Origin of the sequence: Micromonospora sp. NBC_01638, from assembly GCF_045209745.1 — a bacterium.
Classification (GTDB): Bacteria; Actinomycetota; Actinomycetes; order Mycobacteriales; family Micromonosporaceae; genus Micromonospora.
This window is the reverse complement of the sequence record NZ_CP109273.1, coordinates 1,297,455-1,313,432: the sequence shown is the minus strand read 5'-3', so window position 1 is coordinate 1,313,432 and position 15,978 is coordinate 1,297,455. Positions and strand designations below refer to the sequence as shown.

Here is a 15,978-nt window from a genome sequence, read left to right as displayed (position 1 = left end):
GGGACGCGTATGTCACGGCGACCGCTCATCGGCTAGATGAGGATATTCCCGGCTGTCGGACTGGGAGTAGCCAGGCGCGGTGGAAGGCGATGAAGGAGCACGGTTGAGCTTTCCGCTGCGCCACCCAAGCGGAGGTGATGATGCGGAGTCAACGGCTGTCCTTGGGTGCAGCGGCAACGGCATCGTGCGGTCGGCGCGAGACCGTGTTTGCTCGATGTACTGTCCGTAGCAGTGGTCCGCCGATCTGGTCTGAGCTGTCCTGCTTGTCAATTGGGGGCGTCGTCGTGTCGCATGTCGATCCGCGCTTCGGTGCCCAACTGCGTGTGCTTCGGGCCGACCGTGGGCTGTCGTTGCGGGCACTAGGTCAGCTCGCTCATCGGGGCAAGAGCCACCTGCACGATCTGGAGACCGGGGCGAAGGCCCCCACCCCTGAAACGGCTAGGCACCTCGACGAAGTGCTGCGAGCCGACGGGACACTCATCCGTCTGGTGGACGAGCCCGTCGACCACGACACCGAGGCCGGGGAGTTGCTGGCTCGGGTGCGGGTCAGCGATGTCAGCGCCGAGACGCTCGCTCGGATCGAGGCGGGTGTGGACGACCTGGCAAGCGCATACGCGCTCGTGCGGCCGGTTGATCTGCTGCCGCTGGTGCGGCGCCAGTTGGCCTACGTGGGGAGGCTGCTCGACGGTCGTGGGACGTTGACGCAGCGTCGGCGGCTCGTCGTTGCCGGTGGGTGGCTGACGGTGCTGCGGGCGACGGTGCACATTGATCTGCTGCAACAGCCCGCAGCAGGCGCTCATCTGCGCACGGCCATGGCTCTTGCCGAGCATGCTGAGCATCCGGAGATCCAGGCGTGGTGTCTGGAGACGCAGGCGTGGGACTGGCTCACTCAGGGCGATTGCCGGCGGGCGATGGACCTTTCGCGGCAGGCGCAGCGGGTGGCGCCGCGGGGTAGTTCGGCGTACATCCAGGCGACCGCCCAGGAGGCGCGGGTGTGGGCGCGGTTGGCTGACGTGCGACGGACGCGTGATGCGCTGGATCGTCTGGAGCGGTTGACAGCGAACTTGCCGGTGCCGGAGCAGGCCGAGCACCACTATCGGTACGACCCGACGAAGGCGTTGGCGTACACGGCGACCACGCTGTCGTGGGCGGGTGACCCGGCCGCAGAGCAGATCGCCCGGACTGCCTTGGCGGAATTGGACCCGCGCGGCGATGGTGGGAAGCGGCCACGGCGCTCTGCTTCCGCCCGTCTGGATCTCGCCATGGCACTGTTGGCCGCCGACCAGCCGGACGAGGCCAGCGTCGTCGCCGCCGAAGCGGTCCGGTCGGGACGAGTGGTGTCCTCGAACTGGTGGCGGGCGCGGGAAGTGCTCCGGCAGGTCGAGCTGACCGGGGCGGCGGATGCGGCGGCGTTCCGCGAGGTGTACGAGGCGTACCGTCCCACGATTCGTTAGCGGACAGCACGCGCGACCAGCGGACAGCCGGTGGCTTTCTGTTACCGCCTGTTCACCAGATGCTGGGAGTGGGGCGGGAACAGCACAAACAGGTCGGCGATCGGGACAACAGACCCGCCCGTAGTCGGGTGCGGCGGACGTGGTCCTTGACCTGAGCAGGCCGCCGCACCCCTGCCAGCGGAGGTGGGAATGAGCGGCCAGGACAACGCCGATACGCCCAGCAGGGGCGAGCAGATAGATGCCGCCGAGCGGGAAGCAGCCATACGCCGGTTGCTAGCGCAGGCCGAGGGTGAGCGGATACCGGTGCAGGAGACGACTCGGGCGGTGCCGGATCGGCGGTGGCGCGGTGGGCGGTGATCCGGTGCCGATCGGTCGTCGGGTGGCGTATCTGCGGGTGCGGCGGAGGTTGTCGCAGCAGTCGTTCGCGGATCGGTTGGGGAAGTCGAAGAGCTGGGTGGACAAGGTCGAGCGCGGGGTCCGTTCCTTGGAGCGGGTGTCGACCATCCGGGATATCGCGGCGGTGTTGAGGGTTGATGCCGCGGCGCTGCTTGGTCGTGATGTCGAGCCCGTTGGGGTGGCCGAGTGTCGCGAAGGCGTCGTGCGGATTCGGGCGGCGTTGTCGACGTACGAGATGGCTTTTGGTCGCCCGACGGGCCGGGAGGTGATGTCGGCCGATCGGTTGGCTCGGGAGGTGCGGCATGTGTGGATGACCTTCCAGCACGCCCGGTATCCGCGTCTGGTCGAGTTGTTGCCCACGTTGGTGACCGAGGTTCACCGTGCCCACGCGCAGGACCCGGAGGTCGGGCGGGCGGCGGTGGTGGAGGCGTATCGGGTGACGGCGGCGTTGTTGGTCAAGCTGGACGAGGGGAGCCTTGCGTGGTTGGCCGCTGACCGGGCGATGTCCGCCGCCGCCGGTGATCGGGTGTTGCTGGCGTGCGCGGCGGTGCAGTTGGGCCAGGTGCTGCGGGCATCGGCGCGGGCAAGGCCGGTGATGCTGGCAGCCGCCTACCAGATCGCCCTGTCCGATCTTGACGCTGGCACGCCGCAGGAGTTGTCGCTGTGTGGTTCGCTGCTCGTGCAGGCTGGCCTGGACTCCGCCAACGCGGCCCGGGTCCTGTTGCGGGCCGACAGCATCGCGCCCGCCGAGATCCGCCACCGGCCAGCCGCACGGGACGTGGTCGCCCAGGTCGCCCGCGACCCGGACGCCCCACCGACGATCACCCAACTCGCCATCGCCCTGGGGGTTCTGTGAAATGGCAGGCAGGTCACAGCAGATGGGTACGGAGGAAGTCCAGCTCCAATGGGAGCAGGCGCTCGGCGGTGCCGTTCGCGGCCATGTGCGTGGCCCCGGTCAGCGGCAGCACGGCGTGCGGCCGGCCGGAGTTCAGCAGGGCCGCGGAGAGCCGGAGCGTGTGCGCGGCCACCACGTTGTCGTCGGCCAGACCGTGCACCAGCAGCAACGGGCGGGCCTGGTCCGGGCCGGTGACCGGCTCGGCCGCCAACTCGACCAGCGAGTGGTGCGCGTAGACGTCCGTGCCGTCCTCCGGCAACCCCAGATAACGCTCGGTGTACGCGGTGTCGTACAGCGCCCAGTCGGTCACCGGGGCGCCCGCGATCCCGCAGCGGAACAGCTCCGGGTGGCGCAGCACCGCCAACCCGGCCAGCCACCCCCCGAACGACCAGCCGCGTACCCCCACCCGGCCCAGGTCCAGGTCGGGGTGCTTGCCGGCGAGTGCGGTCAGCGCGTCGATCTGGTCGGTCAGGATCACGTCGGCCAGCCGTCGGTGGATCGCCTTCTCGAACGACGGGGCCACCCCCGGCGTACCCCGGTTGTCGATGGTGACCACCGCGAACCCGGCGTCGGCCCACCACTGCCGTTCCAACCACGCGGCCCGCGCCGCCACGACCTCCTGGTGCCCCGGGCCGCCGTAGATGTCCAGCAGCACCGGCAGCCGCCGGCCCGTCACGTGGTTGTCCGGGTAGAGCACCGCCGCCGGCAGCCGCCGGTCGGTCACCCGTTCCAGCAGCGGCAGCGGAGAATACGGCGGGGTGGCGGCGAACGACCGCAACTCGGCGAGCTCCTGGTCGCCGCGGCGCACCGTCCAGCGCACCCCGGCATGGTCCAGCGACGCCATACCGACCACCAGCACGTCCCCGCCCACCGCGGCGGTGTACCAGCCGGAGTCGGTGGTCAGCCGCCGCGCGTCCACCCCGCCGCCGATGGTGGTGCGGACCCGGAACAGGTGCCGCTCGCTCGGCTCGCCGTCGCTCGCCTCCACCAGCAGGTCGGCCGGTCCGGTGGCGGCCGGCAACCGACCCACCACCCGCCGCACGTACAGCGACGGCGGGGTGAGCAGGGTGCCGTCGGCGAACAGGCACCGCGCGTCGTACCCGTCGTGGGCCAGCTCCCCACCGACCAGCACCCGCCCGTCCGGCAGGTGCGCCGGTGTGCCGGCGATCGGCTCGACCCAACGCGGATCGGCCAGCTCGGCGTGCACCTGCGTCTCACCCGTTCGAGGGTCCACCGCCAGCACCAGACCGTGCTGCTGCGAGCGGCGCAGCACGGTGATCAGCGGGCTGCCCTCCACCCAGCTGACCGCGGTCAGGTACGGGTAGGTCTCCCGGTCCCAGTGCACGTCGACCCAGCCGTCGTCCAGGTCCAGCAGGTGCAGGCTGACCTCCGCGTTCGGCCCACCAGCCCGGGGGTACGCGACGGCGGTCGGCGGGCTGGCCGGCTCGGCGGGGTCGTGCAGGTACCAGCGGTCCAGGCGGGACTCGTCGACCCGGGCGGCGAGCACCGAGCGGCCATCCGGCGCCCACCAGTAGCCCCGATGCCGACCGAACTCCTCAGCCGCGATGTGCTCGGCCAACCCCCAGCTCACCCCGGCGTCCTCGCCGGCCAGCAGGCTGTCGGTGCCGTCGGCCTCAATCAACCGCAGCTCGCCCCGGCGCACACCCTCGGCCGCGTCGGTCACGTACGCCAGCCGCTGCCCGCTCGGGTCCGGACGCGGGTCCAGCACCGGGCCGACGGCGGTCACCTCCACCACGTCGCCGTGCACCAGGTCGGCCCGGAACAACCGCCCGGCCAGCGCGAACACCGCAACCCGACCGGCGGCGTCCAGCGCGTACGAGCCGATGCCGGCGGCGCTGAGCCGCAGCCGCTCGCGCAGCGCGCGTTCACCGGGGGAGAGAGACCTGACATCCCCACCCTCGCCCAGCAGGGTTGCCGGATCGGCGACCAGGCGCTCCTCGGTGGTGGCCACGTCCAGCAGCCAGAGCGCGTCCGCCGGATCCTCCGGGCCGGCAGAGCGCAGGAAGATCACCCGGGAGCCGTCCTCAGCCACGGAGACAGCGCGTGGAGCGCCATGGCTGAACCGGCGGGTGCGGGCGGCCAGCTCCGGAAAGTCCACACGCCAAATCGTAGAGCGGTATCGGGGGTGATGTGGCCGACCTGGGCGGACGCGTCAGCGTCGGGCGGGCGGAACAGCCAGTTAGAGTGACCGTCGTGACGATGCTGCCCGACCGCCGCCTGCTGCTGGTCCATGCGCACCCCGACGACGAGTCGATCGGCACCGGCTCGACGATGGCCCACTACGCCGCGGACGGCGCGCACGTCACGCTGGTGACCTGCACCCTCGGCGAGGAGGGCGAGATCCACGTGCCCGCGCTGGCCCAACTCGCCGCCGCCGAGGCCGACCAGCTCGGCGGGTACCGGATCACCGAGCTGGCCGCCGCGTGCGCCGCGCTCGGCGTCAGCGACCACCGCTTCCTCGGCGGCGCCGGCCGCTACCGCGACTCGGGAATGATGGGGCTCGCGACCAACGAGCACCCCCGCGCCTTCTGGCAGGCCGACCTCGACGAGGCCGCCGGGCACCTGGTCGAGATCATGCGGGAGGTACGCCCGCAGGTGCTGATCACGTACGACCCGAACGGCTTCTACGGCCACCCCGACCACATCCAGGCGCACCGGGTGGCGATGCGCGCGGTCGAGTTGGCCGCCGCCGAGGGCTGCGCCCCGCTCAAGGTCTACTGGACGGCCATGCCGCTCAGCGTGCTGGAGGCCGGCATGACGCACTTCGCCGAGTCCTCCGACAACCCGTTCGGCGGCATCAAGGACATTACCGACCTGCCCTTCGGCACCCCGGACGCCCAGATCGCCGCCCGGATCGACGGCACCGACCAGCACACGGCCAAGGAGGCCGCGATGCGGGCGCACGGCACCCAGATCCCGGCCACCTCCTGGCTCTACTCGATCGCCGGCAACTTCGGAGGTGAGTTCATGGGCGTCGAGTTCTTCACCCTCGCGGTCGGCGAGAAGGGCCCGGGCGCCGGACCGTACGGCTGGGAGGACGACCTCTTCGCCGGGCTGCCCGAGAAGACCGGCCCGGGCCGGTCCCCGGTCGCGGCGGCCGGTCTCCGGTGACCCTGCCCGCCGTACCGATGACGGTCGTCGACACCCCGGACACCCCGCCTCCGGCGGGGCCGCCGCCGCGGCTGCTGGACCTGGGCCTGCGGCTGGCCGGTGCGATCGTCGTGGTGGTCGCCGGAGTGCTGACCGGGGTGTTGGAGCTGCTGCTCGCCACGGTCCGCGTCGGCGGACAACTGATCGGCGTGTCGGCACTCCTCGCCATCGGCGCCAACATCGTGCTGAGCTGGTTCGCGCACGAGGCGGTCGGCCGCAGATGGGCGGTGGCGCTGCCGGCGGTGCCATGGTTCGCGCTGATGGCGGTGGCCGCCATCCGGACCAACGAGGGCGACCTGCTGCTGGCCGGCGACAACTGGGTCGGCCTGGCCATGATCGTGGCCGGCGCGATGACGTTCGCGGTGATGGGCTTCCGGCAGATCCTCGCCCCGCCGCCCACTCTGCATGGCTGATGACGGCACACAGGTAGGGGTGGTAGATATTCCTGCCAGGGATACGGGCCCCGCGACGGGGCGTACGGCAGGAGGTCCTGTGGTGGACAGACGGTGGCGTGACGTCGGGGTGCTCGTGGCAGCACTGTTCGCGGTCAACGTGGTCGCCCGGCTGATCATCCGGTTCGGCTACGACGGTGACGACACCGCCGCCGACCGGATGTCGTTGGCGATGTTCGTGGTGATCGGGCTGATCCTGGCCGTGGTCGCCTTCCGCTGGGGTGGTCACCGACCGCTGGCGGGTTGGGCGGCCGACATGGCCCTCGTGGTGCCGGTGGCGATGGTGCTGACCGTACTTGTCGGGCCTCTGCTGGTCGGTCACAACCCGTTCGCTGGCGGTGCGGCGACGTTCATGGCCCAGATCTGGCTCTACCTGCTCGCCGCTGGCGCCGGCCTGCTGATCGGCTACCTGGTGCTCACCGCGCTCGGGCGTGACTATCGCTCCCGGCAACTCAAGCGGTACGCCGAGGCCAATGCCGCCAAACCGCGCCGAGTCGTCCGCCGCTGACCCACCGCCGGGCTGGACGCCGGGTGTGCGCCGGCTGGGCGTGCGCCGCCGGGCTCGTGCGGCTTGATCAACAACTCGGGTTCGTTGATGTCCGGGTGTCCCGGGCCTCCGGATACCGCGACATCGTGGAAGTCGAGTCGATCAGCCCACCGGAGCGACCCGGGTCAGGTAGGTGTGGTGGGTGGTGAAGCCGAGCCGCTGGTAGAGCGCGACGGCCGCCGTGTTGCGCTGCTCGACCTGAAGGAACGCGTGCGTCGCGCCGCTGGACACGCCCCAGACGGCCAGCTCGTGGATCACCCGGCGGGCCAGCCCCTGCCGGCGGGCCACCGGCAGCACCTCGATCAGGCTGAGGCCCAACCAGCGCCCTTGGCCGGTCACCGTGCCTCGGCCGACTGCCACCAGCGTGCCGTCGGCGTACACGTGGGCGAAGCGGACCTGGTCCACGGCGGTGAGCACGTGCCGGGCGGCCTCCGGTAGGCCGCCCTTGCGACCGGCGGCGATGGCCAGCCACTCCTCGCTCGGCGCGGTGGCCAGCTCAACGACCGCACTGCCCCACCCGCCGGCCTGCCCGCCGGCCGTGCCGGCGTGCTCGCCCGCCGCGTCGGCCGGTTCGGCCACGGGGAGCGGCGTGGTCTGCACCAGGGTCGGCGGGCGGACGCCCCAGCCGCGGGCGTCCAACTCGGCGCCGACCGGCGCGGCGAGTGGCAGCGGCATGTTGATCATCGGCGGCTGGCCCTGCTCGGCGTACCAGCGCTCGACCGCGTCCACCGCGGCGGGCAGCGGTCGGTCCGGGTCGCCGATCGGCAGCGCCGAGTTGGCCCGCCCGGTCCAGCCGTCAGCCGACCGGAGCAGCCAGTCACCGAGCCGGCCCCGCGTCGGTGCCGGCCAGGCCTCGTCGGCGGCCCGTTCCAGCGCCACCACTGCCGCAGCGGTCGGCCGACGGGTCGGCGGCACCCGCTTGGCACGGTGGACCTGCGCCACCGGGACCCGCAGCTGGCCCTGCGCGGTGGCCAGCGTGAGATGAGTCTCGCTCAGCTCGACCAACTCGCCGAGGGCGTCGGAGAAGAGTGGTCGGCCTTCGCGAATCCCCACAATCCGGCGGACCACGATCCGGTGTCCCACATCCTGCTGTCGGAGCACGATCGACCCCCTCCCCGGCGAGATACTAGGCTCTTACTGTCGCGGGAGATCGCGGCGTGTCTTGCGGAGGAGAAGACCGGTGACCTACATCATCGCCGAGCCGTGCGTGGATGTGCTCGACAAGGCATGTATCGAGGAGTGCCCGGTCGACTGCATTTACGAGGGCAATCGGATGCTCTACATCCACCCCGACGAGTGCGTCGACTGTGGTGCCTGTGAGCCCGTCTGCCCAGTGGAGGCGATCTTCTACGAAGATGACGTCCCGGAGCAGTGGAAGGACTACACGGGCGCCAACTACGAGTTCTTCGAGGAACTGGGCTCGCCCGGTGGTGCCTCGAAGATCGGCAAGGTGGAGAAGGACGCCACCTTCGTCGCCGCGCAGCCGCCGCGCGGCGAGGGCCACTGAACCGGCCCGCGCCGGTCTCGTCGCGACTGCCCGAGTTCACCTGGGACACCCTGGACGCCGCGGCCACCCTGGCCGCGGCGCATCCGGAGGGCCTGATCAACCTCTCCATGGGCACGCCGGTCGATCCGGTGCCCGAGGTGATCCGGCGGGCGTTGGCTGACGCGTCCGATGCTCCCGGTTACCCGCTGACCGCCGGCACCCCGGCGTTACGGGCCGCGATCGCGGCGTGGGTGTCCCGGGCCTGTGGCGCCGGGGTCGACGGTCTCGGCGTGCTGCCGACCATCGGCTCGAAGGAGCTGGTCGCCTGGCTGCCCACCCTGCTCGGCATTGGCCCGGGTGACCTGGTGGTGGTGCCGTCGATCGCCTACCCAACCTACGAGGACGGTGCCCGGCTGGCCGGTGCCACCGTCGTCCGTACCGACTCGCTCACCTCGGTCGGGCCGACCTCGCGGGTCCGGTTGGTCTGGGTCAACTCGCCCGGCAACCCGACCGGCCGGGTGCTGCCCGCGGCGCACCTGAAAAAGGTGGTCGACTGGGCCCGGGAGCGCGGCGCGGTGGTCGCCAGCGACGAGTGCTACCTGCCGCTCGGCTGGTCGGCCGAGCCGGTCTCGGTGCTGTCCCCGCAGGTGAGCGGCGGCAGCTATGCCGGAATACTCGCCGTGCACTCGCTGTCCAAGCGTTCCAACCTCGCCGGCTACCGGGCCGGCTTCGTCGCCGGTGACCCGGCGCTCGTCGCGGAACTGCTCAAGGTCCGCAAGCACGCGGGCATGATCGTGCCCGCGCCGGTGCAGGCGGCCATGGTGGCCGCACTGGAGGACGAGCGACACGCCGAGGAGCAGCGGGAGCGCTACCGGGCCCGGCGGGAGGTGCTGACCGCCGCGTTCACCGGTGCCGGGTTCACGGTCGAGCACTCCGAGGCGGGCCTCTACCTCTGGCTCACCAGAGGTGAGGACTGCTGGCAGACGGTCGACTGGCTGGCCCGGCGCGGCATCCTGGTGGCCGCCGGCGTCTTCTACGGCCCCACCGCCGGGCAGCATGTCCGGGTTGCGCTGACCGAGTCCGACGAGCGCGTCGCGGCGGTCGCCGGCCGGCTGCGGGCCTGACCCCGGGCGGCCCGGCGATGACCGACGGCACGACCGGGCGGTACGCGCGGGTGCGGGCGGCCGTGATCGGCACCGGGCTGATCGGCGGCTCGGTGCTGCTGCGCCTGGCCGATGCCGGCCTGGACGTTGCCGGCTGGGATCCGGACCCGGCGACCCGTGAGCGGGCCCAGCGTCGGGGGGTGGTCGCCCCAGCCACGATCGAGCAGGCCGTGGCCGACCGGGATGTGATTTTCCTCTGCGGCCCGCTGCCCACGCTCCCGCACACCCTGGCCCGGGTGGCCGAGCTGACCGCGCCCGGCTGCGTGCTCACCGATGTCGGCAGCACCAAGGCCGAGGTGACCGAGGCGGCTTATCGACTCGGGCTCGCCGACCGGTTCGTTCCCGGGCACCCGATGGCCGGCGCGGAGTCCGCCGGCCTGACCGCCGCCTCGCCGACCCTGCTGGCTGGTTCCGCCTGGGTGCTCTGCCCGGCGACGGGCGCCGCGACGGACGCCTTCCGCTGGCTGACCGGGCTGCTGGTGGAGCTGTTCGGCGCCCGGGTCGTGCCAATGTCGGCGCCGGCACACGACTCGGCGGCCGCGCTCGCCTCGCACGTGCCGCACCTGCTGGCCGGTGCGTTGGCCGGGGCGACGCAGCGGGCGCCGCTGCGTGACGCGGTGCTGGCGCTTGCCGCCGGCAGCTTCTCCGACGGCACGCGGGTCGCCGGCACCCCGGCGGAGCGCACCGCGAACATGCTGCTCGGCAACCGCGACCGGGTGCTGCACGAGCTGTCCGAGGTACGCGCGTTCCTGGACGGGCTGGCCGCCGCGCTGCGGGCCGACGACGCGCCAGCGCTCATCGCCCGGTACGCGGAGGCCAGGGCGGCCCGGTCGGCGCTGTTGGACCGGCGGTTCGCCGGTCAGGCCCGGAAGTTCCCGGCCAGCGGCGACCATGACGCCGAGGTGACCTGGCTGCACGGGCTGGGCCACACCGGAGGCCACCTGACCGGGTGTCAGGTCGGCCCGGACGCGGTTTCCTACACCGCGTGGCTACCGGTGGCTGACTAGGCTGAGGGGCATGGCGGTCAGCAGCCCGGTGGTGCAGGTGCGCGGCGAGGCGTACCGGGAGGTGCCGCCCGAGTTGGCCCGGTTCGCGGTCACGGCGACAGCTCGGGATCGGGACCGGGAGGCGACGCTGACCCGGCTGGCCGAGCGCGCCGCCGCCGTTCGGGTGCTGCTGGACAGCTCTGGGCCGGCGGTGGCGCGGCGGGAGGCCGGCGACCTGCGGGTGCGACCGGAGACCCGGCGCTCGGGCGAGCGGGTGATCGCCTGGCACGGCAGTGTGACCACCACCGTCACCGTCACCGACTTCACCGCTCTCGGCGAGCTGATGCTCCGGCTGGCCGACCAGGACCAGGTCGAGGTGGCCGGGCCCTGGTGGGAGCTTCGCCCGGACAGCCCCGCGCACCGCGAGGCCCGACACGCCGCGATCAACGACGCGCTGCTGCGGGCCCGGGAATACGCGGAGGCGCTCGGCGCCCAGGTCACCGCGCTGATCGAGTTGGCCGACGCCGGCCCGGCCGACCGGCCGATGTTCGCCCGTGCGGCGTTCGACGTCGGAGGCGGCGCGGGTGGCGGCGCACCGGAGTTGGAGTTGGACCCGCAGCCGCAGACCGTGCAGGCGGCGGTGCAGGCGCGGTTCACCATCAGCGACCCGGTCCTGGGCTGATGCCGCCGGCCCGGGTGCTGTCCGTCGAGGAGTTGGTGGCGAGGGCGTGCGCGCTGGCCGAGGCTGGTCCGCGACAACTGCTCGGCATCGCCGGCACGCCGGGCGCCGGGAAATCCACGCTGGCGGAGCGGATCGTGGCCGAGGTCGGATCGGTCGCCCGGCTGGTGCCGATGGACGGCTTCCACCTGGCGCAGTCGCAGCTGGTCCGACTGGGCCGCGCCGACCGTAAGGGTGCGGTGGACACCTTCGACGCCAATGGTTACGTCTCGCTGCTGCGCCGGTTACACAGGCTGGAGCCGACCTCGGTCTACGCACCGGAGTTCCGGCGGGAGTTGGAGGAGCCGGTGGCCGGGGCGATCGAGGTCCCGCCGTCAACCCGGCTGGTGGTGACCGAGGGCAACTATCTGCTCCTGCCGGACTTCCCATGGCAGGAGATCCGCCCGTTGCTGCACGAGGCGTGGTTTCTCGACCTGGACGCCGAGGTGCGGCAGCGTCGGCTGACCGCCCGGCACGAGGCGTTTGGCCGGTCGCCGGAGCAGGCACGGGCGTGGGCGTTGGGCAGCGACGAGTCGAATGCCGCCCTCATCACCCCCACCGCCGACCGTGCCGATCTGGTGGTCCGCCTGACCGAGCCCCCGGCGGCCTGACCGAGACCGCCGGGGCGCACCGGGCTGCGTTACTCCGCGACGCCGCGGTCCTCGCTCCGCTGGTCGAGCTCGCGGACCGGCCGGGCGGGGTTTCCGACCGCGACCACGTTGGCGGGCAGGTCCCGGGTGACCACCGCGCCCGCGCCGACGACGGTGTTCGCGCCGATCGTCACGCCCGCCAGCACGATGGCACCGGCGCCGAGCCAGACGTTGTCGCCGATGACGATCGGCTTGGCGGCCTCCCACTTGTCGCGGCGCGGACCGGGCTCCACCGGATGGGTTGGTGTGAGCAGCTGCACGTTCGGTCCGATCTGGACGTCGGCGCCGATGGTGATCGGTGCGACGTCGAGGAAGACCGTCTGGTAGTTGACGAAGCTGCGGGGCCCGATGCGAATCTGCCAGCCGTAGTCGCAGTAGAACGGTGGGCGGATCCAGGTGCCCTCGCCCACTTCGCCGAGAAGGTCACGCAGTGCCGTGAGGCGGGCCTGCGGGTCGGCTGCGGCACTGGTGTTGAAGCGTTCCATCAGCCGGGCAGCCCGGTCCAGGTCGGCGATGATCTCGGGATCGTCCGCCAGGTACGGCTCGCCGGCGAGCATCCGGTCCTTCATGGAGGTCACCCGGTTGATGGTGCCTGCCGATCCCGTCGTGGGTTGGCAGGTCCGTCATATTCTCGACCCCTATTTTGCATACCGGGTATGCAATACTGGCCGCGGTCTATGCCTCTCATGGAAATCAACGCTCCACCGAGGAGGATCCGTTGCATCGACGCAGCAGAATGGTCACCGCCGTCACCGCCGTAGCAGCCCTCGTACTGGGCACTCCGGTGACCGCCGTGGCCAACCCACCCACCACCGCCCCTGGCGCCGCCCCGCGTTCCGCGACCGGCGCCGCCACCACGAAGACGGTCACCCTGCTCACCGGCGATCGGGTCACCGTCACCGCGTCCGGCTCCGCCTCGGTCCGACCCGCGCCCGGTCGTACTCATCTGCGCTTCCTCACCACCCGCGACCGTGGCCAGCTCACCGTGCTGCCGCAGGACGCCCTACCGCTGGTCCGGTCCGGCCGGGTCGACCGGCGACTGTTCAACGTGACCGGGCTGATCGCCGCCGGTTACGACGACGCCCGCCGGGACCACCTGCCGGTACTGGTCACCAGTGGCGCGGGTGCTCGGCAGCGCGTCGCCGCGCCCACCGGGCTGACCGTCACCGCGCAGTTGCCCGCGATCGGCGGGGTGGCCGCGACGGCGGACAAGCACCGCGCTACGGCGGTCTGGGCGGCGCTCACCGGGACCGGCGCACGGGTCGGCACGGCGGGGGGTGCCGACCGGATCTGGCTGGACGGCCAACGACACATCACCCTGGATCACAGCGTGCCGCAGATCGGCGCACCGGCCGCGCACCAGGCGGGGTTCACCGGCCAGGGCGTCCGCGTCGCGGTGCTGGACACCGGCATCGATGCCGGCCACCCCGACCTGACGGGCAGGGTCGCCGAGTCGCACAACTTCACCGAGGCCACCGATGCCGGTGACACCGTCGGCCACGGCACCCACGTCGCCTCGATCATCGCCGGCAGCGGCGCTGCCTCCGGTGGCAAGTATCGAGGTGTCGCCCCGGACGCCACGCTGCTCAACGGCAAGGTCTGTGAGGACCAGGGCTGCGCGGAGTCCGCGATTCTGGCCGGCATGCAGTGGGCTGCCGTCGACCAGCACGCCGATGTGATCAACCTGAGCCTGGGCGGTCCCGACACGCCCGACGTCGACCCGTTGGAGGCGGCCGTCGAGTCGCTGACCGCCCAGACCGGCGCGCTCTTCGTGATCTCGGCGGGCAACGACGGCGCGGACGGCTCGGTCGGCTCACCGAGCACCGCGGATGCCGCGCTGTCGGTGGGCGCGGTGGACCGCGACGACGCGCTGGCCGACTTCTCCAGCCGCGGCCCTCGGGTGGGCGACGGCGGGCTGAAGCCGGACCTGACCGCACCCGGGGTGGAGATCGTCGCCGCCCGGGGCGACGGCACGCTGCTCGGCGACCCGGTGGGGGAGAAGTACGTCGCGCTCTCCGGCACCTCGATGGCCGCGCCGCACGTCACCGGAGCGGTGGCGCTGCTCGCCCAGCAGCACAGCGGTTGGGCGGCAGCCCAGCTCAAGGCGACCCTGATGGCGTCGGCGAAGCCGCACCCGGAGCTGACCTCCTTCCAGCAGGGTGCCGGCCGGGTCGACGTGGCCCGTGCGATCACCCAGCGGGTGGTCAGCGACCCGGTCAGCCTCGGCTTCGGGCAGCCGGCCTGGCCGCACGACGACGACACCCCGACCACCCGGGAGGTCGGCTGGCGCAACGACGGCCCGGACCCGATCACCCTGGATCTGACCATCGAGGTGACCGGCCCGGACGGGCAACCAGCCCCGGCCGGCATGTTCGCCCTCGGTGCGAGCCAGGTCACCGTGCCCGCTGGCGGCACCGCCGGCACCACCGTCACCGCGGACACCCGGCTCGGCACGGACGGCTACTGGACCGGGCGGATCGTGGCCCGCTCCGGGTCGACAGTCGCGGTCACCCCGGTGGCGGTCAACCGGGAGGTGGAGAGCTACCAGGTCACGGTGCGCCACCTGGACGCGACGGGAGCGGCCGCCGCGGAACACGTCACCATGCTGATCAACCTGGAGACCTCCGTCGCCTACGACCTGTACGACCCGGACGGCACCGACGACATCCGGGTGCCGAAGGGCCGCTACGGGCTCGTCAGCATTCTCTTCGCCGAAAACGGGCTCGCCCAGCTGGCCCAACCGGAGCTGGTCGTCGACGGCAACACGGCAGTCACCATCGACGCCCGGAAAGCCCGGCCCGTGCGGATGGCCGTTCCGGAGCGATCGGCCGCGCCGGCACTGGTGGACATCGCGGCGCTCTTCTTCGGCGACGACGGCCGCTACTACGGGTTCGGCATCCTCTCGTCCGACTTCACCGGGTTGACCACCGGGCACCTCGGCCGAACGGTGTCCGGTGAACGGTTCGTCGCGACGGTGAGCAGCCAGTGGGCGCAACCGGAGGTGGCCAACAGCCCCTACCTGTACGCGGTCGCCGAGACCTTCCCCGGCCGGATGCCGACCGGCGTCGACAAGACGTACCGGAGTAAGGATCTGGCCAGCGTCACGCACCAGTTCCGGGGCGGCTATCCGGGCCTGATCGCGGACCGGGTGGTCTTCGCGCAGCTCGACCCCGACGTGGGCAGTTGGGCGGTCAATCTGCCCACCGCGGTGCCCGGGCAGCGGGTCGAGCACTACAACACCCGTGGGGTGCGGTGGTCCTCGGAGCTGATGTTCGGTGTGCCCACCGAGGAAGGGTGGCTCGATGGAAAGGCGGTGCTGATCGCCGAACCCAGGGCGTACCGGGCCGGCCGGCACACCCGGGAGAGCTGGAACAGCGCACCGTACGGGCCGTCGTTCCCGACGCCGCGCTGGCCGGGCCAGGGCGTCACCCGAATCGGTGACGAGATTCAGGTGGACATTCCCCTGCACAGCGACGCCGAGGGGCACGCCGGTGGGTCGGTCCCCGACGCCGCCCGGACCGCCCTCTACCGCAACGGCAAGCTGGTCGGCGAGTCGCCGGAGCCGGGTTACGGGCAGTTCACGGTGCCGCCCGGCAACGCCAGCTACCGACTGGAGGTGTCGTCGACGCGGAGATTCACCGACCTCAGCACCGAGGTCAGCACGGCGTGGACGTTCCGTTCCCGACACGTCACCGGCGACGACTATCGCGGGCTGCCGGTGTCGGCCATCCGGTTCGCACCGCCGCTCAACGCGGACAACAGCGCTGCCGCCGGCCGGAGTCTGGCCATCCCGGTGCAGGTGCAGCGGCAACCCGGTGCCGCCGGGTCGAGGGTGACCAAGCTGACCGTGGACGTCTCCTACGACGGCGGCCGAAGCTGGCAGCCCGCTCAGGTCCGGCACGGCGGGCACGGCTGGACGGCCACCGTCCGGCATCCCGCCGGGCCCGGTTACGCGTCCCTGCGGGCCACCGCCCGGGACGCCGCTGGCAACACGGTGACCGAACGCATCATTCAGGCGTACCGGTTGCGCTGAGGCGTACCCCGTCCGGGTCCGCGGCCG

General features: G+C 72.2%; 15 protein-coding genes. 11 read left to right on the top strand and 4 right to left on the bottom strand.

Annotated features, from left to right (window positions below):
* The first annotated feature begins 269 nt into the window (after positions 1 to 269).
* Positions 270 to 1,454: a helix-turn-helix domain-containing protein gene (locus OG811_RS06090; protein WP_406075563.1), complete on the top strand. Its 1,185-nt coding sequence runs from the start codon at positions 270 to 272 to the stop codon at positions 1,452 to 1,454.
* A 273-nt stretch (positions 1,455 to 1,727) separates the two neighbouring features.
* Here OG811_RS06090 and OG811_RS06085 read toward each other — a convergent pair whose 3' ends face one another.
* Complete coding sequence (locus OG811_RS06085; protein ID WP_406076024.1) at positions 1,728 to 1,958, bottom strand: hypothetical protein; 231 nt, start codon at positions 1,956 to 1,958, stop codon at positions 1,728 to 1,730.
* On the opposite strand from OG811_RS06085, the gene OG811_RS06080 reads away from it, so the two are divergent.
* Positions 1,849 to 2,706, top strand: a complete 858-nt coding sequence (locus OG811_RS06080) for a helix-turn-helix domain-containing protein (RefSeq protein WP_406075562.1) — start codon at positions 1,849 to 1,851, stop codon at positions 2,704 to 2,706. The two genes, OG811_RS06085 and OG811_RS06080, sit on opposite strands and share 110 nt — an antisense overlap.
* Positions 2,707 to 2,719: 13 nt before the next feature.
* On the opposite strand, the gene OG811_RS06075 is transcribed toward OG811_RS06080, so the two are convergent.
* Positions 2,720 to 4,864: a prolyl oligopeptidase family serine peptidase gene (locus tag OG811_RS06075; protein ID WP_406072716.1), complete on the bottom strand. Its 2,145-nt coding sequence runs from the start codon at positions 4,862 to 4,864 to the stop codon at positions 2,720 to 2,722.
* 86 nt (positions 4,865 to 4,950) lie between these two features.
* On the opposite strand from OG811_RS06075, the gene mshB reads away from it, so the two are divergent.
* The 3 genes from mshB (at position 4,951) to OG811_RS06060 (ending at position 6,876) form a co-directional block, all read left to right on the top strand.
* Complete coding sequence (mshB, locus tag OG811_RS06070; protein ID WP_406072715.1) at positions 4,951 to 5,877, top strand: N-acetyl-1-D-myo-inositol-2-amino-2-deoxy-alpha-D-glucopyranoside deacetylase; 927 nt, start codon at positions 4,951 to 4,953, stop codon at positions 5,875 to 5,877.
* Between the two features lie 17 nt (positions 5,878 to 5,894).
* Positions 5,895 to 6,329: a hypothetical protein gene (locus tag OG811_RS06065; protein WP_406072714.1), complete on the top strand. Its 435-nt coding sequence runs from the start codon at positions 5,895 to 5,897 to the stop codon at positions 6,327 to 6,329.
* A gap of 82 nt (positions 6,330 to 6,411) precedes the next feature.
* Positions 6,412 to 6,876 (top strand): hypothetical protein, encoded by a 465-nt coding sequence (locus OG811_RS06060; RefSeq protein ID WP_406072713.1) that lies wholly within the window; start codon positions 6,412 to 6,414, stop codon positions 6,874 to 6,876.
* Positions 6,877 to 7,017: 141 nt separating this feature from the next.
* On the opposite strand, the gene OG811_RS06055 is transcribed toward OG811_RS06060, so the two are convergent.
* On the bottom strand, positions 7,018 to 8,016 hold the full coding sequence (locus OG811_RS06055) for a GNAT family N-acetyltransferase (protein ID WP_406072712.1): 999 nt from the start codon (positions 8,014 to 8,016) through the stop codon (positions 7,018 to 7,020).
* Between the two features lie 79 nt (positions 8,017 to 8,095).
* Between OG811_RS06055 and fdxA the strand changes: the two genes are divergently transcribed.
* The 5 genes from fdxA to OG811_RS06030 are packed head-to-tail and all read left to right on the top strand — an operon-like array spanning position 8,096 to position 11,879.
* Positions 8,096 to 8,422, top strand: coding sequence for a ferredoxin (gene fdxA, locus OG811_RS06050; protein ID WP_091422126.1), 327 nt, complete (start codon positions 8,096 to 8,098; stop codon positions 8,420 to 8,422).
* Positions 8,419 to 9,525, top strand: coding sequence for a succinyldiaminopimelate transaminase (gene dapC / locus OG811_RS06045; RefSeq protein ID WP_406075561.1), 1,107 nt, complete (start codon positions 8,419 to 8,421; stop codon positions 9,523 to 9,525). Before fdxA ends, dapC begins: the two co-directional genes overlap by 4 nt.
* Before the next feature lie 17 nt (positions 9,526 to 9,542).
* On the top strand, positions 9,543 to 10,571 hold the full coding sequence (locus OG811_RS06040) for a prephenate dehydrogenase (RefSeq protein WP_406072711.1): 1,029 nt from the start codon (positions 9,543 to 9,545) through the stop codon (positions 10,569 to 10,571).
* A gap of 10 nt (positions 10,572 to 10,581) precedes the next feature.
* A complete protein-coding gene (locus OG811_RS06035) occupies positions 10,582 to 11,232 on the top strand; it encodes an SIMPL domain-containing protein (RefSeq protein ID WP_406072710.1) in 651 nt (216 codons plus the stop codon).
* Entirely contained in the window at positions 11,232 to 11,879 is a 648-nt protein-coding gene (locus tag OG811_RS06030; protein WP_406072709.1) for a nucleoside/nucleotide kinase family protein, read from the top strand. Before OG811_RS06035 ends, OG811_RS06030 begins: the two co-directional genes overlap by 1 nt.
* A 29-nt stretch (positions 11,880 to 11,908) precedes the next feature.
* Here OG811_RS06030 and OG811_RS06025 read toward each other — a convergent pair whose 3' ends face one another.
* Entirely contained in the window at positions 11,909 to 12,496 is a 588-nt protein-coding gene (locus OG811_RS06025) for a sugar O-acetyltransferase (RefSeq protein ID WP_406072708.1), read from the bottom strand.
* Between the two features lie 158 nt (positions 12,497 to 12,654).
* Between OG811_RS06025 and OG811_RS06020 the strand changes: the two genes are divergently transcribed.
* On the top strand, positions 12,655 to 15,951 hold the full coding sequence (locus OG811_RS06020) for a S8 family serine peptidase (RefSeq protein ID WP_406075560.1): 3,297 nt from the start codon (positions 12,655 to 12,657) through the stop codon (positions 15,949 to 15,951).
* Positions 15,952 to 15,978: the final 27 nt, after the last annotated feature.

Bases quoted from the DNA above. Each gene is read 5' to 3' on its own strand.
- OG811_RS06085 (WP_406076024.1), bottom strand. From the start codon at position 1,958: ATGGTCGACACCCGCTCCAAGGAACGGACCCCGCGCTCGACCTTGTCC.
- OG811_RS06065 (WP_406072714.1), top strand. From the start codon at position 5,895: ATGACGGTCGTCGACACCCCGGACACCCCGCCTCCGGCGGGGCCGCCG.
- OG811_RS06040 (WP_406072711.1), top strand. From the start codon at position 9,543: ATGACCGACGGCACGACCGGGCGGTACGCGCGGGTGCGGGCGGCCGTG.
- OG811_RS06035 (WP_406072710.1), top strand. From the start codon at position 10,582: ATGGCGGTCAGCAGCCCGGTGGTGCAGGTGCGCGGCGAGGCGTACCGG.
- OG811_RS06030 (WP_406072709.1), top strand. From the start codon at position 11,232: ATGCCGCCGGCCCGGGTGCTGTCCGTCGAGGAGTTGGTGGCGAGGGCG.
- OG811_RS06020 (WP_406075560.1), top strand. From the start codon at position 12,655: ATGGTCACCGCCGTCACCGCCGTAGCAGCCCTCGTACTGGGCACTCCG.